Annotated in this window: 20 protein-coding genes; 13 read left to right on the plus strand and 7 right to left on the minus strand. The window is 70.6% G+C overall.

Annotated elements, in window-relative coordinates:
* Positions 1-930, minus strand: coding sequence for an ABC transporter substrate-binding protein (locus BJ998_RS27760; protein ID WP_312890363.1), 930 nt, complete (start codon positions 928-930; stop codon positions 1-3).
* A gap of 331 nt (positions 931-1261) precedes the next feature.
* On the opposite strand from BJ998_RS27760, the gene gltB reads away from it, so the two are divergent.
* Positions 1262-5818 carry a glutamate synthase large subunit gene (gene gltB, locus BJ998_RS27765; RefSeq protein WP_312890364.1) on the plus strand — a complete coding sequence of 1519 codons (4557 nt, stop codon included), beginning with the start codon at positions 1262-1264 and terminating at the stop codon, positions 5816-5818.
* The gene (locus BJ998_RS27770) at positions 5811-7316 is read left to right on the plus strand and encodes a glutamate synthase subunit beta (RefSeq protein ID WP_184866301.1); all 1506 of its coding nucleotides are present in this window, start codon (positions 5811-5813) and stop codon (positions 7314-7316) included. Before gltB ends, BJ998_RS27770 begins: the two co-directional genes overlap by 8 nt.
* Before the next feature lie 271 nt (positions 7317-7587).
* Here BJ998_RS27770 and BJ998_RS27775 read toward each other — a convergent pair whose 3' ends face one another.
* On the minus strand, positions 7588-8634 hold the full coding sequence (locus tag BJ998_RS27775; RefSeq protein ID WP_184866303.1) for a DUF6923 family protein: 1047 nt from the start codon (positions 8632-8634) through the stop codon (positions 7588-7590).
* Positions 8635-8817: 183 nt separating this feature from the next.
* Between BJ998_RS27775 and BJ998_RS27780 the strand changes: the two genes are divergently transcribed.
* Positions 8818-9582 (plus strand): bestrophin-like domain, encoded by a 765-nt coding sequence (locus tag BJ998_RS27780; RefSeq protein WP_184866305.1) that lies wholly within the window; start codon positions 8818-8820, stop codon positions 9580-9582.
* On the opposite strand, the gene BJ998_RS27785 is transcribed toward BJ998_RS27780, so the two are convergent.
* Positions 9575-10468, minus strand: a complete 894-nt coding sequence (locus tag BJ998_RS27785; protein ID WP_184866307.1) for a TIGR03619 family F420-dependent LLM class oxidoreductase — start codon at positions 10466-10468, stop codon at positions 9575-9577. The two genes, BJ998_RS27780 and BJ998_RS27785, sit on opposite strands and share 8 nt — an antisense overlap.
* Before the next feature lie 18 nt (positions 10469-10486).
* On the opposite strand from BJ998_RS27785, the gene BJ998_RS47715 reads away from it, so the two are divergent.
* The 6 genes from BJ998_RS47715 (at position 10487) to BJ998_RS48675 (ending at position 13396) form a co-directional block, all read left to right on the plus strand.
* A complete protein-coding gene (locus BJ998_RS47715) occupies positions 10487-10642 on the plus strand; it encodes a hypothetical protein (RefSeq protein ID WP_184866309.1) in 156 nt (51 codons plus the stop codon).
* Positions 10639-11301 (plus strand): DUF2461 domain-containing protein, encoded by a 663-nt coding sequence (locus BJ998_RS27795; protein ID WP_184866311.1) that lies wholly within the window; start codon positions 10639-10641, stop codon positions 11299-11301. The genes BJ998_RS47715 and BJ998_RS27795 overlap by 4 nt, the downstream gene beginning before the upstream one ends.
* A 259-nt stretch (positions 11302-11560) precedes the next feature.
* Positions 11561-11815 carry a hypothetical protein gene (locus tag BJ998_RS27800; RefSeq protein ID WP_184866313.1) on the plus strand — a complete coding sequence of 85 codons (255 nt, stop codon included), beginning with the start codon at positions 11561-11563 and terminating at the stop codon, positions 11813-11815.
* On the plus strand, positions 11812-12372 hold the full coding sequence (locus tag BJ998_RS27805) for an RNA polymerase sigma factor (protein ID WP_184866315.1): 561 nt from the start codon (positions 11812-11814) through the stop codon (positions 12370-12372). The genes BJ998_RS27800 and BJ998_RS27805 overlap by 4 nt, the downstream gene beginning before the upstream one ends.
* Entirely contained in the window at positions 12362-13117 is a 756-nt protein-coding gene (locus tag BJ998_RS27810) for a response regulator transcription factor (RefSeq protein WP_184866317.1), read from the plus strand. The genes BJ998_RS27805 and BJ998_RS27810 overlap by 11 nt, the downstream gene beginning before the upstream one ends.
* A 156-nt stretch (positions 13118-13273) precedes the next feature.
* Positions 13274-13396, plus strand: coding sequence for a hypothetical protein (locus BJ998_RS48675; protein WP_281392997.1), 123 nt, complete (start codon positions 13274-13276; stop codon positions 13394-13396).
* Here the strand turns inward: BJ998_RS48675 and BJ998_RS27815 are convergent.
* Positions 13386-14156 carry an alpha/beta fold hydrolase gene (locus tag BJ998_RS27815; RefSeq protein WP_246488666.1) on the minus strand — a complete coding sequence of 257 codons (771 nt, stop codon included), beginning with the start codon at positions 14154-14156 and terminating at the stop codon, positions 13386-13388. The two genes, BJ998_RS48675 and BJ998_RS27815, sit on opposite strands and share 11 nt — an antisense overlap.
* Before the next feature lie 161 nt (positions 14157-14317).
* Here BJ998_RS27815 and BJ998_RS27820 point away from each other — a divergent pair, with 161 nt between their 5' ends.
* The 3 genes from BJ998_RS27820 (at position 14318) to tesB (ending at position 17427) form a co-directional block, all read left to right on the plus strand.
* A complete protein-coding gene (locus BJ998_RS27820) occupies positions 14318-14926 on the plus strand; it encodes a hypothetical protein (RefSeq protein WP_184866320.1) in 609 nt (202 codons plus the stop codon).
* Positions 14927-15045: 119 nt separating this feature from the next.
* Positions 15046-16470 (plus strand): pyruvate kinase, encoded by a 1425-nt coding sequence (pyk, locus tag BJ998_RS27825; protein ID WP_184866322.1) that lies wholly within the window; start codon positions 15046-15048, stop codon positions 16468-16470.
* Positions 16471-16479: 9 nt separating this feature from the next.
* Positions 16480-17427, plus strand: coding sequence for an acyl-CoA thioesterase II (gene tesB / locus BJ998_RS27830; RefSeq protein WP_184866324.1), 948 nt, complete (start codon positions 16480-16482; stop codon positions 17425-17427).
* 121 nt (positions 17428-17548) lie between these two features.
* On the opposite strand, the gene BJ998_RS27835 is transcribed toward tesB, so the two are convergent.
* From BJ998_RS27835 to BJ998_RS27845, 3 genes are all read right to left on the minus strand, one after another.
* Positions 17549-18538, minus strand: a complete 990-nt coding sequence (locus tag BJ998_RS27835) for an undecaprenyl-diphosphate phosphatase (protein WP_184866326.1) — start codon at positions 18536-18538, stop codon at positions 17549-17551.
* 113 nt (positions 18539-18651) lie between these two features.
* Positions 18652-19464, minus strand: coding sequence for an SAM-dependent methyltransferase (locus BJ998_RS27840; RefSeq protein ID WP_184866328.1), 813 nt, complete (start codon positions 19462-19464; stop codon positions 18652-18654).
* 17 nt (positions 19465-19481) lie between these two features.
* Complete coding sequence (locus tag BJ998_RS27845) at positions 19482-19790, minus strand: DUF2218 domain-containing protein (RefSeq protein WP_184866329.1); 309 nt, start codon at positions 19788-19790, stop codon at positions 19482-19484.
* A gap of 47 nt (positions 19791-19837) precedes the next feature.
* On the opposite strand from BJ998_RS27845, the gene BJ998_RS27850 reads away from it, so the two are divergent.
* Positions 19838-20281, plus strand: coding sequence for a MarR family winged helix-turn-helix transcriptional regulator (locus BJ998_RS27850; protein ID WP_221338145.1), 444 nt, complete (start codon positions 19838-19840; stop codon positions 20279-20281).
* The last annotated feature ends 35 nt before the right edge of the window (positions 20282-20316 follow it).

Genomic DNA, 20316 nt, shown 5'->3' on the forward strand with positions numbered 1-20316 from the left:
TCAGGAAGCCTTCTGCACGGCGGCCGCGACGGCCTTCACCAGGTCGACCACGCGCGGCCCCCACCGGGAGGCGACGCTGTCGTCCAGCGCGACGACGTTGCCGTTGCGCACGGCGCGCAGCGTTCCCCAGCCCGGCCGCGCGGCGACGGTCGCGGCGCTCTGCTGGCAGCACGTGGTGTCGGCGAGGAAGATCAGGTTCGGGTCGGCGGCGATCACCTTCTCGGCCGACAGCTGCGGATAGTTGCCCGCCCCGCCGAGACCGCCGCCGGCGCTGAGGTCGGCCACGTTGCGCAGCCCGAACAGGCCGTACACCTGGCCGACGAAGGTCTTCGACGTCACGGTGTAGCCGTCGGCGGACAGCTCGTGGAAGTAGCTCAGCGTCTTCTTCGGCGTCTTGGCGACGACGTCCGCGATCTGCGACTTCATGTCGTCGACCACGGTGTTCGCCTCGGCGGTGCGCCCGGTGGCCTTGCCCAGCAGCGTGATCTGCCCGTACGCGTCGTCCAGCGACGCGGCCGCCTTGAGCAGCAGCACCGGCACCTTCAGCTGCTCCAGCCCGGCGACGACGTTGTTGGTGTCGTCGTAGACGATCACCAGGTCCGGCTTCTTGGCGGCGATGGCCTCGACGTTCGGCTTGTACGCGTCGATGTCGCTGCGCGGCGCGGTCGCCGGGTAGTCCGACAGCTTGTCCACCGCCGTCACCTGCGGGCCGGCGCCGATCGCGAACAGGTCCTCGGTGCTGGCCGGGCTCAGCGACACGATGTGCGTCGGCTTCGCGGCGATGGTCACCGGCTTGCCACCCGATGGGGTGACGGTCACCGGGAACGACGAGCTCGGCGCGGAGGTGGCCGCGGGCGGCTCGGTGTGCGTCGCGCAGCCGGCGAGCAGCAGGGCGGCCGTCACGACGAGGGCGGGCATTGTGCGGTTCACGACCGGACGCTATCAAGCGGCGACTGGCTGTGATCGGAATCACGCCGCGGGCGGCGCGAATCGTGACCGGCGCATCACGCGCATGTTGCCGGTTCGTCGGCTATGCTTCGCCAACCGAAGTAACTGGTTGATGTCCGCGGCAATGTCGTCCGGGTAGCCCAGATCGTTACGGACCGCGGTTCGAGATCACCCGTTTGCTGGTGCCTCCGCGTTTCGTGACTGTTAAGGTTTCGTCAACCACGGGCCACCGTCGTCCCGATATGCGCAAGCAAACCGGGAGTCCCCCAAGTATCTGGGGCCTCGTTTAGGACGATGAGGGAGGTCTCGAGTCGTGACGATCTTCTCCGCCCTTCCCGGCCGACAGGGCCTGTACGACCCGAGCGCGGAACGGGACGCCTGTGGTGTGGCCATGGTGGCCGACATCAAGGGGCGGCGTTCGCACGGCATCGTCGTGGATGCCCTGACCGCGCTGGCCAACCTGGAGCACCGCGGCGCCGCGGGCGCCGAGCCGACCAGCGGCGACGGCGCCGGCATCCTGCTGCAGGTGCCGGACGCGCTGCTGCGGGACGTCTGCGGGTTCGCGCTGCCCGAGGCCGGTCGGTACGCCGCCGGCATCGCGTTCCTGCCGGCCGACGCCGACGAGCGGGCCAGGGCCGTCGAGCTGATCGAGCGGATCGCCACCGAGGAGAACCTGGAGGTGCTGGGCTGGCGGGACGTTCCCGTCGACCCGGACGCCGCCGACGTGGGCCCCACCGCCCGTTCGGTGATGCCGCACTTCGCCATGCTCGTCGTCGCCGGCGTGGCCGACGGCGACGGCAACCGTCCGTCCGATGTGGACCTGGACCGGCTCACCTTCTGCCTGCGCAAGCGGGCCGAGCGGGACAGCGTGGTCGCCGGGGTCGGCGCCTACTTCCCGTCGCTGTCCGCGCGCACCCTGGTGTACAAGGGCATGCTCACCACCGGCCAGCTGCCGGCGTTCTTCCCCGACCTCGTCGACGAGCGCCTCACCAGTGCGATCGCGTTGGTGCACAGCCGGTTCTCCACCAACACGTTCCCGTCGTGGCCGCTGGCGCACCCGTTCCGGTACGTCGCCCACAACGGCGAGATCAACACGATTCGCGGCAACCGGAACCGGATGCGCGCCCGGGAGTCGCTGCTGGCCAGCGACCTCATCCCCGGCGACCTGGCCCGGCTGTTCCCGATCATCGACGGCGACGGCTCCGACTCGGCGTCCCTCGACGAGGTGCTGGAGCTGCTGCACCTCGGCGGCCGGTCGCTGCCGCACGCGGTGCTGATGATGATCCCGGAGGCGTGGGAGAACCACGCCACCATGGACCCCAAGCGCCGCGCCTTCTACCAGTTCCACGCCAGCCTGATGGAGCCGTGGGACGGCCCGGCCTGTGTCACCTTCACCGACGGCACGCTGGTCGGCGCGGTTCTCGACCGCAACGGCCTGCGCCCGGCCCGCTGGTGGCGCACCGACGACGACCGCGTGGTGCTGGCCAGCGAGACCGGCGTGCTCGACCTGCCGCCGCACCGGGTGGTGGCCAAGGGCCGCCTGCAGCCGGGCCGGATGTTCCTCGTGGACACCGAGGCCGGCCGCATCGTCGACGACGACGAGGTGAAGGCCAAGCTGTCCGCGCAGCTGCCGTACGACGAGTGGCTGCACGCCGGCCTGCTGGAGCTGGCCGACCTGCCCGACCGCGAGCACGTGGTGCAGAGCCACGAATCCGTGGTGCGCAGGCAGCTCACCTTCGGCTACACCGAGGAGGAGCTGCGCATCCTGCTCGCGCCGATGGCCGAGAACGGCGCGGAGCCGATCGGCTCGATGGGCTCGGACACCCCGATCGCCGCGCTGTCCAAGCGATCCCGGCTGCTCTACGACTACTTCGTGCAGAACTTCGCGCAGGTGACCAACCCGCCGCTGGACGCCATCCGCGAGGAGATCGTCACCTCGGTGTCCCGCGTGATGGGCCCGGAGCAGAACCTGCTGGAGCCCGGCCCGGCCTCGTGCCGGCACATCGGGCTGCCGTACCCGGTCATCGACAACGACGAGCTGGCCAAGCTCATCCACGTCAACGACGACGGCGACCTGCCCGGCTTCGCCTGCACCGTCCTTTCCGGACTGTACGAGGTGGACGGTGGCGGCCGGGCGCTGGCCGACGCGATCGAGCGGGTGCGCCGCCAGGCGTCCGAGGCGATCGCCGCCGGCGCGCGCACGCTCGTGCTGTCCGACCGCGATTCCGACCACCGGATGGCGCCGATCCCGTCGCTGCTGCTGGTTTCCGCGGTGCACCACCACCTTGTCCGCACCAAGGAGCGGCTGCGCGTCGCGCTCGTCGTCGAGACCGGCGACTGCCGCGAGGTGCACCACGTGGCGCTGCTGCTCGGCTACGGCGCCGCCGCGGTCAACCCGTACCTGGCCTTCGAGACCATCGAGGACCTGATCAGCCAGAACGCCATCGCCAGCATCGAGCCGCGGGTCGCCATCCGGCGCTACGTCTCCGCGCTGGTCAAGGGCGTGCTGAAGATCATGTCCAAGATGGGCATCTCCACCGTCGGCGCCTACACCGCGGCCCAGGTCTTCGAGGCCGTCGGCATCGCCGAGCCGTTGCTGGACGAGTACTTCACCGGCACCCACTCCAAGCTCGGCGGCGTCGGGCTGGACGAACTGGCCGCCGAGGTCGCCGTCCGGCACCGCCGCGCCTACCCGGACAACCCGGCCGACCGGTCGCACCGGCGGCTGGAGGTCGGCGGCGAGTACGCGTACCGCCGCGAGGGCGAGCTGCACCTGTTCACGCCGGAAACCGTGTTCCTGTTGCAGCACGCCACGAAGACCCGCCGGCGCGAGGTGTACAAGCGCTACACCGACGAGGTGGAGCGGCTGGTCCGCGAGGGCGGCGGGCTGCGCGGCCTGTTCAAGTTCGCCTCCGGCCGCACCCCGGTGCCGCTGGAGGAGGTCGAGCCGGTCGAGTCGATCCTCAAGCGCTTCAACACCGGCGCCATGTCGTACGGGTCGATCTCGGCCGAGGCGCACGAGACCCTGGCCATCGCCATGAACCGCATCGGCGGCCGGTCCAACACCGGTGAGGGCGGCGAGGACCCCGAGCGCCTCTACGACCCGGAGCGCCGCTCCGCGATCAAGCAGGTCGCCAGCGGACGGTTCGGCGTGACCAGCGAGTACCTCGTGCACGCCGACGACATCCAGATCAAGATGGCGCAGGGCGCGAAGCCCGGCGAGGGCGGGCAGCTGCCCGCGCACAAGGTGTACCCGTGGATCGCGCGCACCCGGCACTCCACGCCGGGCGTCGGCCTGATCTCGCCGCCGCCGCACCACGACATCTACTCCATCGAGGATCTGGCCCAGCTGATCCACGACCTGAAGAACGCCAACGAGCAGGCCCGCGTCCACGTGAAGCTGGTGTCGGAGCTCGGTGTCGGCACGGTCGCGGCCGGCGTGGCCAAGGCGCACGCCGACGTGGTGCTGATCTCCGGGCACGACGGCGGCACCGGCGCCTCCCCGCTGAACTCGTTGAAGCACGCGGGAACGCCGTGGGAGGTCGGCCTGGCCGAGACCCAGCAGACGTTGATGCTCAACGGTTTGCGGGACCGGATCACCGTGCAGGTGGACGGCGCCATGAAGACCGGCCGGGACGTCGTGATCGCCGCGCTGCTCGGTGCGGAGGAGTACGGCTTCGCCACCGCGCCGCTGGTGGTCGCCGGCTGCGTGATGATGCGGGTCTGCCACCTGGACACCTGTCCGGTCGGCGTGGCCACGCAGAACCCCGTGCTGCGCCAGCGGTACACCGGAAAGCCGGAATTCGTCGAGCAGTTCTTCCACTTCGTCGCCGAAGAGGTCCGGGAGATCCTGGCCGAGCTCGGTTTCCACACCCTCGACGAGGCCATCGGGCACGCCGAGCTGCTGGACACCGACGAGGCCGTCGAGCACTGGAAGGCCAAGGGCCTCGACCTGTCGCCGGTGTTCGAGGTGCCGACGCAGACCCGCTACGGCTCGGCCCGTCGGCGGCTGCGCGGCCAGGACCACGGCCTCGAGCACGCCCTGGACCGGACGCTGATCCAGCTGGCCGAGGCGGCGCTGGAGGACGCTCACCCGGTGCGGCTGGAACTGCCGGTGCGCAACGTGAACCGGACCGTCGGCACGCTGCTCGGCTCCGAGGTGACGCGCCGCTACGGCGGCGACGGCCTGCCCGAGGACACCATCCACGTCACGCTGACCGGCTCGGCCGGGCAGTCGCTGGGCGCGTTCGTGCCCCGCGGCGTGACGATGGAGCTGATCGGCGACGCCAACGACTACGTCGGCAAGGGCCTGTCCGGCGGCCGGATCATCGTGCGGCCGCACGAGGACGCGCCGTTCGCCGCCGAGCAGCAGGTGATCGCCGGCAACGTGATCGGCTACGGCGCGACCGGCGGCGAGATCTTCCTGCGCGGCCGGGTCGGCGAACGGTTCTGCGTCCGCAACTCCGGCATGGTCGCCGTCTCCGAGGGCGTCGGCGACCACGCGTTCGAGTACATGACCGGCGGCCGCGCCGTCGTGCTCGGGCCGACCGGGCGCAACCTGGCGGCCGGCATGTCCGGCGGCATCGCCTACGTGCTCGAACTGGATCCGATGCTGGTCAACACCGACATGGTCGAGCTGCAGCGGCCCACCGCCGACGACCTGCGGTGGCTCAAGGAGATCGTGGAGCGGCACCACAAGCTCACCGGTTCCGCGGTGGCCGCGTCGCTGCTCGGCGACTGGCCGCGGCGCTCGGCGAGCTTCACCAAGGTGATGCCGAGCGACTACCAGCGTGTGTTGGAGGCGATGCGACTGGCCCGCGCCCAGGGCCGCGACGTCGACGAGGCGATCATGGAGGCGTCCCGTGGCTGACCCGACCGGTTTTCTCAAGTTCGCCCGGGGCGAGGCGCCCAAGCGGCCCGCCGCGGAGCGCGTGCACGACTGGGACGAGGTGTACGTCCGCCAGCCCGCCGCCGAGCGGGAGCAGCAGGTGCGCACCCAGGCCAGCCGGTGCATGGACTGCGGCATCCCGTTCTGCCACTCCGGCACCGCCGGCTGCCCGCTGGGCAACCTGATTCCCGAGTGGAACGACCTGGTGCGGCGCGGGGACTGGACGCAGGCGGGGGACCGCCTGCACGCCACCAACAACTTCCCCGAGTTCACCGGCCGGCTCTGCCCCGCCCCGTGCGAGTCCGCCTGCGTGCTGTCGGCGACGCCGGAGGCCGGCGGTCCCGTCACCATCAAGCGGGTCGAGCAGACCATCGCCGACGTGTCGTGGGAGAGCGGGCTCGTGCCGCCACGGCAGGCCGCCGTCGCCTCCGGCAAGCGCGTTGCCGTCGTCGGCTCCGGCCCCGCCGGGCTGGCCGCCGCGCAGCAGCTGACCCGGGCCGGGCACGACGTCACCGTGTACGAGCGGGACGACCGGCTCGGCGGGCTGCTGCGGTACGGGATTCCCGAGTTCAAGATGGAGAAGAAGGTGCTGGACCGGCGGCTCGCGCAGCTGCGGGCCGAGGGCACCCGGTTCGTCACCAGCTGCGAGGTCGGCGTCGACCTGACCGTCGAGCAGCTGCGTTCCTCCTACGACGCCGTGGTGCTGGCCGTCGGCGCGCTGCGTGGCCGGGACGCCCCGGAGATTCCGGGTCGCTCGCTGACCGGCGTGCACCTGGCCATGGAGCACCTCGTTCCGGCCAACCGGGCGTGCGAGGGCGACGGTCCCACTCCGATCGACGCCGCCGGCAAGCACGTCGTGATCATCGGCGGCGGCGACACCGCGGCGGACTGCCTCGGCACGGCGCACCGGCAAGGGGCTTCCAGTGTCGTCCAGCTCGACCAGTACCCGGAGCCACCGTCCACTCAGGACTTCTCCGTGTCCCCGTGGCCGACCTGGCCGTTGGTCATCCGCAACTACCCCGCCCACGACGAGGGCGGCACGCGGAAGTTCGCGGTTGCCGTGCAGCGTTTCGTCGGCGACGCCGACGGGCACGTCCGCTCCATCGAACTCCGCCAGGTCCGCGTCACCCGTGACGCCTCCGGCCGCCGGGTCGTCGAGCCCGTGTCCGACGAGGTCGAGGTCATCCCCGCCGACATGGTGCTGCTGGCCATCGGTTTCGAGGGCGTCGAGCACATGCCGCTGCTGGACGGCCTCGGGTTGACGCTGTCCGGTCGCGGCACCCTCTCCGTCGGCTCCGACTGGCAGACCCCCACCCCCGGCGTCTTCGCCTGCGGCGACGCCCACCGCGGCGCTTCCCTGGTCGTGTGGGCGATCGCCGAGGGCCGCTCGGTGGCCAATGCCGTCGACAGCTTCCTGACGGGGTCGTCGGAGCTGCCCTCGCCGGTGCAGCCCAACCTGTTGCCGCTGGCGGTGGTGTAGTTCGGCGGCCGCTCTGGATCGGATGTGCCGGACGGGTCCGACTCGTCCGGCATTTCCCATTTTCGGCCGAGCGACCCTTGTATTTCCGGTCACCGCTGAGATCGCCTAATCGGCCGACCCTCGAATTTCCCGTGACGCCGTCCTTGCCGGTCAGCCCGGCTGTGGGCGGCGCATTCCACGCCACTTCCGGTCGGCGTTCGGGTGAATTTCCGTCGAAATCACCCCCGTCTTTTCCGGTACGCCGAGTGGCGTACCGGAAAAGACTTCCGGGCTAGCGGTGCCTCGCCCGCGCGGCGGCATGGGTCGCCGCCCCGCCGCCGACCAGAAGGATCACCGCGGTCAGCGCCCAACGGCGCTGTTTCGTGCGTTGCTCGTGATCCGCCGCCTGCGCCACGGGCGTGACGACCGGTGGGGAGCCGTGTTTGGTCGTCGTCGGCACGGTCACCGGCCGTTGCGGCGGTGGCGGAGGCGGTACCACGGCCGAGGTCGGCGTGGGTGACGGCGGTGGAGGCGCCGGGGTCGTGGTCGTGGTCGGCGCCGGCGGGGGCGGGGTGGTGGACCTCGCCGTCGGCGGTGGGGGCGGCGGCGGAGGTGGGGGCGGGGGCGGTGGCGTGGGCATGCCGAGGCAGCCGGCGGCGTCCGAGGAGCCGACCGGCGGCGCGGACGCCACCTCCCGGGCGGGGCCGCCGCGGGGAATCGCGAACAGCCGGCTCCGGTGCCCGTCGTCGTTGTCGACCACGTACAGCGTGCGGGACGAGTCGATCACGGCGGCCCCGTAGCTGGAGCCGTGCGGCGGCAGGCCGGCCGGGGTGGCGACGACGTGCACCGCGCCGCTGTTCGGGTCGACGCTGACGACGGTCGGCCGCCCGTGCGTGGAATTCACGCCGTAGAACAGCCCGTCGACCGGGTCGACGGCGAAGTCGTCCAGGCCGTCGGCCTCCGGCCGCATCCGCACCACCCGCGTCACGCTGAGGAACGACCGGCTCGACGGGGTGACGTCGATCGTGAACAGCCGGTCGTCCAGCCGGACCACCAGGGCGCCCCCGACGCCGCCGCCGGCGGTGGCCTGGGCGAGTTCCCCGGACGGCGCCCCGCGCGCGTAGCCGAGATCCCGGACTCCACCCGATCGGTCTATGCGAATGACGTGACCGTGTTCCCCGATGCCATAGACCAGATCCTGTGACGCGATGTAACCCAGCGCGTTCAGCTCGAACGGCACACCGTGCAGAACCCGCTCGGCGCCACTCGGCAGGCTGACACTCGAAAGGGTGGTGCCGAGGCCGTGCTCACCCGTACGGACCAGGATTGCCTCACACACAGTGGGCGTTACCGCGTCCGATCGGGGCGAAAAAAGCGCCGCTATCGCTAGAACGGGTAAAAGGGCACCCGTCATGCGCAGAATCCTGGTCACACCACACCGATTTCCTGTTTCAACGAGTTGGCGGATACGGTCCCCACCGTAGACGGTGCTTGAATCGGCTGTCAGCACATAGGAGAGTGAATGGACATCTACCTGCAAGGGCTGGTGTGGGTGCTCGGCGTCGCCATTGTCGCCGGCGCGCTCACCGTGCTGATACACCGTCTCACCTCCGGTGACGGCAGGTCCGTCAACAACGAGTCGGCCGGCAACGTCTTCGTGATCGTCGGCGGCCTGCAGGCGGTGCTCGTCGCCTTCGTGCTGATCTCGCTGTTCGACACGGTGAGCTCGGCCGGGGACAACGCCCAGCAGGAGGCCAACAGCCTGGTCGCCGTCACCTGGGCCTCGGACTCGTTCCCCGAGGCCGCCCGTACGCAGATCCACGACCTGGCCCGCAAGTACGCCACCGCGGTACGCGACCAGGAGTGGCCGCAGATGCAGGCGGGCGAGGCCGTCACCGGCCCCGCCGCGCAGTACCTGGCCCAGATCCACCAGGCCATCGACCAGGCGCCCGACAACGACGACGACTGGATCAAGGACCGCAAGACCGAGGCGTCCAACCAGCTCTGGCAGGTCTACCAGTTCCGGCAGGACCGGCTGGACGCCGCCGACGGCAGCGGGGTCAACTCGGTGACCTGGTTCGCGCTCATCGTCGGCAGCGTCCTGTCGATGGTCTTCACCTACATGTTCGGCGGGCCGAAGCTGATCGCCCACGTGATCATCGTCGGCGTGCTGGCCGCGACCATGACGTTGCTGCTGTTCGCCATCTACCAGCTGCAGGACCCGTTCAACGGCGGCGCCAACGTCGGGCCCGACGCCTTCGACTCCGCGCTGGCCCGACTCACCTGAGCAGGCCCAGCAGTTCCTCCGCCAGTTCGAGCGCGTGATCGGTCTCCGGGGCCACGTAACAGAGTTCGACGAACGCCTCCGCGAGACCGATCCGCTCGTGCACCGCCAGCGTCGCGTCCGCGATCTCCTTGGCCGACACGCCCTTCGCCGGGTTCACGCGCAGCACCACCTCGATCGCCGCCGGGTCACGGCCCGCCTCCGCCGCCGCCTCGCGGATCGTCGCCAGCGGCGCCTCGAGGTACTCCGCCTTCAGCATGCCCGGCAGCATCCCGGCCGCCAGCCAACCGTCCGCGCGGCGGCCGATGCGCTTCAGCGCCGCCGGCGCGAAGCCGCCCAGCTGGATCGGCGGGCGCCTGGCCGGCTTGTGGTCGATCCGGCTCGGCGGGACATTCCACAGTGGACTGTCGTGTTCGACGACGTCCCGTGTCCAGGCCGCTTCCACCACGTCCAGGATCTCGTCCAGCCTTCGGCCGCGCTCCGCGAACGGCACGCCCACCGCCTCGAACTCGTCCGGCGACCAGCCGACGCCGAACCCCGCCACCAGCCGGCCGTCGCTGGCCCGGTCGATCGACGTCAGCGTGCGGGCCAGCGGCAACGGCGAGTAGAACGGCGCGTTCAGCACGTTCGTGCCCAGCCGGACCCGGCTCGTCACACTCGCCGCCAGCGTCAGCGCCGTGAACGGGTCGAACACCGACGCGAACTCCGGCGGGAACGGGCCCGGTCCGCTCAGGCCGTAACCGATCTTCGGTTCCAGCGGGCTCAACAGCCGGTCGCCCACCCACAGGGAGTCCGCGCCCAGCCGCTCCGCCTCCGCCGCGAAGCGCACCAGGTCGGCCGGCCGGTTCGCCACCGGGCCGTACTGGGGCAGGGTGAAGCCGATCCGCATCGTTTCTCCTCTCACCGAGTGATCAGTCTGCGCCTACCCCGTGCGGCATGGCCGATCCCCTCCCTCGGCGTGCAGGCCGCCCTGATCGCCGCCGCCCTTCGCTTCGCCTGGATCGTCACCGACGCCTACCGCGCGGTCGTCCCCAAGACGCTGGTGGCACAGTTGGACCCGTGACGTTCCACGGATTCGGCGAGCACGCCATCGACTTCTACGACGGCCTGGAGGCCGACAACTCCAAGGTCTACTGGGATGCGCACAAGCACGTGTACCAGGGGGACGTGCGGGCGCCGATGGAGGCGCTGCTCGCCGAGCTGGAGCCCGAGTTCGGCGGCCTGGGGGAGCCCAAGGTCTTCCGTCCCTACCGGGATGTCCGCTTCTCCAAGGAGAAGACCCCCTACAAGACCCATTGCGGCGGCGTCATCGAACAGGGCCGCGGCGGCGGCGCCTACTACGTCCAGGTCGGTCCGCTCGGCCTCACCGTCGGCGGCGGCTGCTTCCACCTCGAAGCCGACCAGCTGGCCCGCTTCCGCACCGCCGTCGACGACTCCCGTCGCGGCGAGGCCCTGGTGAAGATCATCGCGAAGCTGGCCAAGGCCGGGTTCGAGATCAAGGGCGAGCAGCTCAAGACCAAGCCCCGTGGCTACGAGCTCGACCATCCCCGTATCGACCTGCTGCGGCACAAGTCCCTCTACGCCTCCTTCACCTGGGAGCCCGACGACGTCCTCCACGAACGCGGCTCCTTCGACCGGGTCCGCAAGGCCTGGCGCCAACTCCGCCCCCTCAACGAATGGGCCGCCGACCACGTAGGCGTGAGCGATCGCCCCGCCCGCTGACGCCGTGGCAGACCGCAGATTGTGCCTCGCTGGCCCAACCAGCGGCCTGATTGGCTGTGGTCGGGCCGTTCTGCTGCCGCGCTGGGCTCAGGAGATCTGCAGGGCAGGGTGGTGACCGGCCTCGGTTCGGTCGTAGACGAGCAAGGCAGGGTGCACCGCGGAACAGCGTCGGGCCGCCGATGGCCGGGGGCCTACACGGCTGCGGCATGCGCCAGCCATCTGGGCCCGGCACGCTGGTGGCTTTGCATGACACGGGGTCGTGATCGCACTTCTCAGTATGGTGAACGAACAGGAACAGGCAGCGGACGGCCTGGGACGGACTGTGAGCGGCCTGGTGATGCTGTCGACGGCACTGACGACCGGTCTGGGCGGTGTGTACATGACGACGCGGTCGGTCGTGGTGACGACACTGGTCGCTGGCGTGGTCGCGGTGCTGGGGACAACCGTGGTGCTTCGGCACCGACCGCACCGCAGCGGCGAGGCCACTGAGGCGGAGAGGCGCGAGCGTGCGTGATCCACAACGGCGACGGTGGATGCTTCGATGACTACTTTCGGGCCGACTTCCCGCGCTTGGTCAAATTCCTGGTCACCGCCGGATTTGCGTTCGAAGCAGCCCAGGACGCGGCGGAGGAGGCCATGCTGACAGTCCTCCAGGAGTGGTCGACCCTGCGCAGTCCGCACGCCTACGTACGGAAGGTGGCGCTGCGCTGGGCCGTCAACCAGGCCCGACGAGACCGGGAACGGGTCGCACGCAGCGTCCGCGGTGGCTGGCTGCCACAGGAGGAGACCGACCCTGTGGCCGAGGTGGACGACCGGCTGGACGGCGGACCACGAGTGACGGCCCTGCTGGCCGGCCTGCCGGCGCGGCAACGCGTCGTGCTGGCATGGCATCTGGACGGTTTCAGCAATAGTGAGATCGCCGAACACTTCGGGCTGAAGCCGGCGACGGTCGGCTCGAACTTGAGGCACGCCAAACAGGCCCTGAGAGCTGCGTTGGCCACCACCGCGATAACCGCGCCGCAGCCCCCGGTGGCCACAGCCGAGGGAGGGGTGCGCCGCGATGTCCGATGACAAGGACGAACTGCACGACTTCGACCTCGCCCTCCAGGCAGCGGTGGCCGATCGGCTCGACGTCGAGGGCTCGCTGAGGCGGGTCCACGAACGCGCCGCCTCGGCGACTCCCGCGGATGGCCGCATCCTCGTCGGCGTCGTCGAGCGGCACGCCTTGTACCGGAACGCGGTGGCCCGGGTGTTGGCCGAAACCTCCGATATCCGACCGGGGGTGGTGGCTGACACAGTCGAGCGGTTCGCGGCGGGTCACCAGCCACCGGGCGGCGTCGTGCTGCTGAGTGGTGACGGTCTTCGGGCCGTGCAGAGCCTGCGCGAGTTGACCGGCTCCGGACACAAGGTGCTGGTCCTGGCGGCGAATGTCATCCGTCGAGGTGTGGTCGACGCGCTGAGCGCCGGCGCGTACGGGTACATGTCCAAGGACGCGGACGCCGACGAAGTCCTGACGGCGATCCGGGCGATCGCCGACGGGGACACCTACATGTCGCCGTCGGCGCTGCATCTGGTGTACCCGCCCACGGAGTGGCATCCCGACACCGTGGCTGGCCTAACCGAGCGCGAGCACCGTGTGCTCTCGATGGTCGCGGCGGGACGTAGCGTGGCGGACATCGCGAAGACTCTTTCGACGAGCGTGGATGTCGTGCGCGATCAACTGGCCCGCGCCCGGGCGAAGGCGTGGCCTCACCCGGCCGACGCATCCACCGCACGCCCGGCCGTCGACGCCAGCGATCCCCGGGCCCGTGACTGATCGAGGATCGTTGGCCGAGGCAGTCGCCCGCGAAGGAGAGTTCGGATCGACCTGGAACTCCTCCGCCAACCGCCAGCGGATCGCTCCGTCGGTGGCCGGCGGCGAGGGTCCCCGTTCTCGGGCATCGCCTTCACCTGTCGCATCGTCGACGACGCCGTGATCACGTTGTCGGCCGAGGACTCCGAGTACCGCTGGTTGGCCTGGGACGAGATCCCGGACCTGGCCTTCACGGACGTGAGGGACGCGGTCCGGGATCTCGTCGGCGATGTCACTGCTTGAAGAACTCCGTGAGGGCGGCGGCGAGGGTCTCGGGCGGGAGATCGTGGAAGGCGCCGTCGCGTTGGACGTGGACGGCGTCGGGGATGAGGGAGGCGGCGGCCGCGGAGGCGGACTGCAGGAAGGGGGCGCTGCCGGTGCTGCTGATGACGAGGGTGGGAACGGGGATGCGGGAGAGGGAGGCGGGCGGGAGCGCGTCGCCCATGACGGCGTTGTCGTGGACGAGCGTGGGGGCGAGGGCGACCAGGTCGGGCCACATCGGGGAGGCTTTGAGCTGGTCGACGGCCTCGGGCGGCTGGCCGACGGCGTTGATCATGAAGTGGGCGACGACCTCGTCGTAGCGGCCGGCCTCGGTGAGGGACTCGAGGATGGGGCCGTAGGTGGGGTCGACGGGCGGGGCACCGGCGACACGGTAGGGCGGTTCCATGCCGGAGAGGCGCCGGACGGGCAGGCCGGCAGCGGCGGCGAGGAAGGCGAGGGCGGCGCCGGAGGACATGCCGTGCACGAAAGACGCGCCGACGGCGTCGACGACGGCGGCGAGGTCCTCGATCTCCCGCTCGACGGCGTAGGGCGGGGTGATGGTGCTGCCGCCACGCCCGCGCCGGTCGTAGGTGACGACCTCGAACTCGGCGGCGAGGGCCTGGGCATGCGCCCCGAAGGAGTGGCGGGTCATGAACGCCCCGCCGACGAGTGCCAGTACCGGCCCCTGCCCGATCCGCTCGTACGCGATCGAGGTGCCGTCCTTGGAAGTGACTGTCTCCATGCTCTTACGTCGAAGCTGAACGCCGGAATGCGACATCTCCGGTCCACGGTATTATCGAACACCCGTTCTAACGCAGCGTGTCGCGCGACCGGGTGTGGGGCCCGCCTGTGGCAGACTCCGCCCCTAGTCCGCGCCCGCCACGACGAGAGGAAACACCGGCCATGGGCCAGAAGGTTGTGCGGTTCTCCGACCTGAGCGGCAAGATCGTCGAGGACGGCGAGCTGGTCAGGATCGTCGTCACCCAGCACCCCGCGCTGCAGGACGGCCCGGTCGAGATCGAGGCGGCCCCGGCCGAGCTGGCGGCCATCGACGACAAGGCCATCGACGTGGTCAGCTTCGAGGTGTTCGCCCCGGACGAGGAGCCGCGCACGGTGGTGATGCCGCTGGCCGAGTTCGACAAGCTGGCCACGGACGACCCGATGGACGTGGTGCTCAAGGCGGCCAAGAAGTCCTACGCCAAGCCGGCGCGGGCCAAGTCCACCGGCGAGCCCAAGGTCAACTACGGCAGCCTGGAGCACGCCGGCAAGCCGCACCGCGGCAAGGTCAACGACGCCGAGAAGCAGATCATCCGGGACCACTTCGACCAGGTGAACGAGCGGCTGGCCGCGGAGGGCCTGCGGGTGCTCGACCTGGCCGACGCCGAGATCGTGTCCCGGTACGGCCTGGAGGAGCTGGCGGCGGAGCGCGCGGGCGCCGTGAAGCCGGCCGAAGTGGCCGCCGTGACGCCGGCGGTGACCGCCACGGACGACGACGCGGTGAACGAGGAGTGATCAACCGGTGACCCTGCGCTGAAAATCCGGGGCCTTGCGACGGTTTCTAGGCGGTCGCCCAAACATTACTGCCGGGTAGTTCGGGATCGGTCCAGTGCGGCGGTCTAAGCTGCTGGAACGTGAGCCGACGAGCGAAGATCGTCTGTACCCTCGGGCCAGCGACGTCCACCCCGGAGAAGATGCGCGACCTGGTCGCGGCGGGCATGGACGTGGCCCGGATGAACTTCAGCCACGGCAGCCACGCCGACCACAAGCAGGTGTACGACCTGGTGCGGACCACCGCCGCCGAGTCGGGCCGCGCGGTCGGCATCCTGGCTGACCTGCAGGGCCCCAAGATCCGCCTGGGAACGTTCGCGGGCGGCCCTGTCGAGTGGCGGACGGGCGACGTCGTGCGGGTCACCGTCGACGACGTCGCCGGCACCCACGATCGGGTGTCCACGACGTACAAGAACCTGGCCAAGGACGCCAAGGTCGGTGACCGGCTGCTGGTCGACGACGGCAAGGTGGGCCTCGTGGTCACCGCCGTCGAGGGCCAGGACGTGGTCTGCGAGGTCACCGAGGGCGGGCCGGTCAGCAACAACAAGGGCCTGTCGCTGCCCGGCATGGACGTCTCCGTGCCGGCGATGAGCGAGAAGGACATCGAGGACCTGGAGTTCGCGCTCGGCCTGGGCGTCGACTTCATCGCGCTGTCCTTCGTCCGCTCCCCGGCCGACATCGACCTGGTCCACCAGGTGATGGACCGGGTCGGCAAGGGCCGGCTGCCGGTGATCGCCAAGATCGAGAAGCCGGAGGCGGTGGACAACCTCGAGGCGATCGTGCTCGCCTTCGACGGTGTCATGGTCGCCCGCGGCGACCTGGGCGTGGAGCTGCCGCTGGAGCAGGTCCCGCTGGTGCAGAAGCGCGCCATCCAGATCTCCCGGGAGAACGCCAAGCCGGTCATCGTGGCCACGCAGATGCTGGACTCGATGATCACCAACTCCCGGCCGACCCGGGCCGAGGCCTCGGACGTGGCCAACGCGGTGCTCGACGGCGCCGACGCGCTGATGCTGTCCGGCGAGACCAGCGTCGGCCGGTACGCGATCGAGTCCGTGCAGACCATGGGCAAGATCATCACGGCGGTGGAGAGCGAGTCCACCGTGGTGCCGCCGCTGACCCACGTGCCGCGCACCAAGCGGGGCGTCATCTCCTACGCGGCCCGCGACATCGGCGAGCGCCTCAACGCCAAGGCCCTGGTCGCGTTCACCCAGTCCGGCGACACCGTGCGCCGGCTGGCCCGGCTGCACACGCACCTGCCGCTGCTGGCCTTCACGCCGGAGCCGGACGTGCTGAGTCAGCTTGCTCTCACCTGGGGCACGGAGACCTTCCTCGTGCCTAAGGTGGACTCCACCGACCAGATGGTCCGCCAGGTCGACACCTCGATGCTGTCCATCGGCCGCTACCAGCCCGGTGACCTGGTGGTCATCGTGGCCGGCTCGCCGCCCGGCACCGTAGGGTCGACCAACCTCATCCGGGTGCACCGGTTGGGCGAGGACGATCACGCCTAGGAGTTTCCATTGACTGAAGCGGCTCGCGCCGCGGCCGCCGACCCCGGAGCCGCCCAGGCTCCGGGGTCGGTGCCGTTGACGCTCGACGGGGTGCCGCACGGGCAGCCGGTGCTCGACCGCCTGGTCGCGCTGCTGGACCTGGAGCGCATCGAGGAGAACATCTTCCGCGGGGTCAGCCCGGCCGACTCCTCGGTCCGCGTGTTCGGCGGCCAGGTCGCCGGCCAGGCCCTCGTCGCCGCGGGGCGCACCGTGCCGGAGGAGCGCAAGGTGCACTCCCTGCACGCCTACTTCATCCGGCCGGGCGACCCGCGCGTTCCGATCGTCTACGAGGTCGACCGCATCCGCGACGGCCGCTCCTTCACGACCCGCCGGGTGGTGGCCGTCCAGCACGGCAAGGCGATCTTCTCGCTGTCGGCGTCGTTCCAGAAGATCGAGCCGGGCATGGACCACGCCGAGCCGATGCCGGACGTGCCGGACCCGGAGTCGCTGCCGACCTTCGGCGAGCGGGTGGCCCAGCTCGGCCCCGACGCCGTGAAGCTGGCCAACGACCGGCAGCGGCCGATCGACCTGCGCTACGTGGCCGACCCGCCGTGGATCACCCGGGAGAGCGGCCCGCACGAGGCGGTCAACCAGGTGTGGATGCGGGCCGACGGCAAGCTGCCCGACGACGACCTGCTGCACGTGTGCGTGCTGGCGTACGCGTCGGACATGACGCTGCTGGACTCGGTGCTGGCCCGGCACGGCGTGTACTGGGGCACCGACAAGGTGCTCGGCGCCAGCCTGGACCACGCGATGTGGTTCCACCGCCCGTTCCGGGCCGACGAGTGGTTCCTGTACGACTGCACCTCGCCCAGCGCCTCCAACGCCCGGGGCCTGGCCACCGGCCGGTTCTTCACCCGCGACGGCAAGCTGGTCGCCACCGTCGTCCAGGAAGGCCTCCTGCGCGTCCTGCCGTGAACCCCCGCGAGTCACGCTCTGGGACACCCTGAATGTAGGTTTCGGGCAGAAACGAGCCCCGAGGCTCAGTTCTGCCCGAAACCTACATTCGGTCTGCCTGAGAGCGTGACTCGCCGGGGGTTCAGGCTGGGGTGCCGGCGATGAGGAAGTAGGCCAGCGAGCCGAGGCCCGCGACCATGCAGTAGATGGCGAACGGGTTGAGGGTCCGGGTTTCGAAGTACGAGGCCAGGAAGCGGGCCGAGACGTACGCCGCGAGGCCGGCGACGATGCTGCCGACCAGGGCCGGGCCGAGGGAGCCGTGCACCTCCGGCTTGAACAGCTCCGGCATCTTGATCACGCCGGCGCCGAGGATGACCGGGGTGGCCAGCAGGAAGGCGAAGCGGGCGGCGTCGTCGTGGCGCAGGCCCCGCATCAGGCCGGCGACGATGGTGATGCCGGAGCGGCTGATGCCGGGCAGCAGCGCCAGCGCCTGCGCGCCGCCGATCATCACCGCCTCCTTCCACTGCAGCTTGGACAGCCGCCGCTCGGAGGCCTCGTCGGCGGTCAGCGGCTCGGCGGTGATGGCGTGCAGCGGGGCGGTGTCGCCGGAGGAGAACGCCGCGTTCGGGATGATCATCGTCTGGTCCGGGGACACCTGCTCCTCGGCGTCCTTGCGCCGGTGCTGCAGCCGTTCCACGGCGAACAGCACGAGGCCGTTCAACGCCAGGAACAGCGCCGTCGGCACGGGTTTGCCGAGCACGTTGCGCACGAGGCTGTCCAGCGCGATGCCGGCGATGCCGACCGGGATCGTGCCGACCACCAGCAGCCAGCCCAGCCGCTGCTCGGCGTTGGAGATCTTGCGCGTGACGATGGACGTCCACAGGCCGCGGATGATGCGCACCCAGTCCCGCCAGTAGAACACCACCAGCGCCAGCGCGGTCGCCACGTGCATGGCCACCAGGACCGCCAGGTACGGCGTCTCCTTGCCGCTCAGGCTCAGGTCCTTGGCCCACTGCCCGCCCGCCAGCGCCGGTAGCAGCACGCTGTGTCCCAGGCTGGAGACCGGGAAGAGCTCGCTCACCCCCTGGAGCAGCCCGACGGCGATGGCCTCGACGTAGCTCAGGTCCGACATCAAATGCCTTCCGGGGGTGACTGCGGGGGTCCTGCGGCACGGTAGGCGGTGCCGTGGCGAGTTCGGTGAACCCTAGATGAACAAAGAGTGATTCGGACCTACCGGGTTGCTCATTACCCCTTCATTCCGACGCCGCCGTAGCCGGGCGGCAGCTTGGCCGGGACCTCCTGGTCGGCGTCCGGCCGCCACTGGTGCACCAGCACGACCCCGGGCTCCAGCAGGTCGAAGCCGGCGAAGAAGGACTCGATCTGCGGCCGGGTGCGCAGCACGACCGGGTTGGTGGTGTTCTGGTACACGGCCTTGAAGTCGGCCAGCATTCCGGTCCGGTTGTCCGGCTCCTCCTTGGCGCCGATGTGGGACAGCGCGAGGTGGCTGCCGGCCGGCACGGCGTCCCGGTAGGCCGCGACGATCTCGGCCGGCCGCGAGGAGTCCGGCACGAAGTGCAGCACCGACGCCATGATCAGGCCGACCGGCTCGGAGAAGTCGATCAGGCCGCGCACCTGGGGATGGGACAGCACGGCGTCGACGTCGCGCATGTCGGCCTGCACCACGGTGGCGAGGTGGTTGTGCCGCAGGATCGCGGAGCTGTGCGCTACCGCGACCGGGTCGATGTCCACGTACACCACGCGGGCGGTGGGGTCCCGGCGCTGCGCGACCTCGTGCACGTTCCCCACGGTGGGGATGCCCGAGCCGAGGTCGAGCAGCTGCCGGATACCGGAGTCGACGAGCAGCCGCACCGCGCGCCGCAGGAAGTCGCGGTTCCCCCTGGCCCCCTGGATCGTGTACGGCATCGCGGCGATGGCCCGCTCCGCGGCGTCCCGGTCGACCTCGAAGTTGTGCGTGCCGCCCAGGTAGTAGTCGTACATCCGGGCGGGACTCGGCTTGCTGACGTCCATGGTCGCCGGCACCCAGTCAGGCAGCTCCATGCCGGCGAACCCTAATGTCAGGCGGCCTGGCCCGTCGAGGTCCAGGCCACCACCAGCTCGTCCTTGGCGCCGAATCGCACCAGGTGCCGCTCGACGACGTCGGCGAGGCGCGTGAGGGACTCGGCGTCGCCGGTGGTGCACGTGATGTGCAGGCCCTCGGGCCGGGTGCGCAGCAGGGCGGTGCCGAAGTCGAAGTACAGCTCGCCCTCGTGCTCGGTCCACACGGTCTGGATCTTGTGGCCGAAGTGCTTGCAGAGCTGCACCAGATAGCGTGACGGCCGGTCGGTCGCGACCAGCGCCTGCGTCGTGAATGATGAGCCTGTCATATAGTGAGGTTAGGTCAGTATTTTACGGCCGGCAACGGGAGGTTCACGTGACCGACGCCACCAGCGCGCGGCTCGCGGACGCGTTCATGCACGTGGCCAAGCGCCTCCGCGGCCGCTGGATGCACCAGCTCGCGCCGCTCGGGCTCACCCCCGGCCAGGGCCGCGCGCTGGGCGTGATCGCCCGGGCCGGCGACGGCATCCGGATGGCCGACCTGGCCGGCCGGCTCGACATCGTGCCCCGCTCGGCCACCTCGGTCGTGGACGGGCTGGAGGACCAGGGCCTGGTGCTGCGCCGGCCCGATCCCGGCGACCGTCGCTCCATGCTCGTCACCCTCACCGAGGCCGGCCGGCTGCTCGTCAGCCGCATCGAGCAGGCCCAGCGCGGGGCCGCCGAGGAGATGTTCGGCACGCTGGAGCCGGCCGAACGCGATCAGCTGCTGGCAGTGCTGCTGCGGCTGAACGCGTGCGGGAAGCACCCGGGATCGATTTAGCCATGTCGGCTGGAAGTTGAGCGCCCGGCCAGGCA

The sequence above is a fragment of the Kutzneria kofuensis genome (genome assembly GCF_014203355.1).
Lineage (GTDB): Bacteria > Actinomycetota > Actinomycetes > Mycobacteriales > Pseudonocardiaceae > Kutzneria > Kutzneria kofuensis.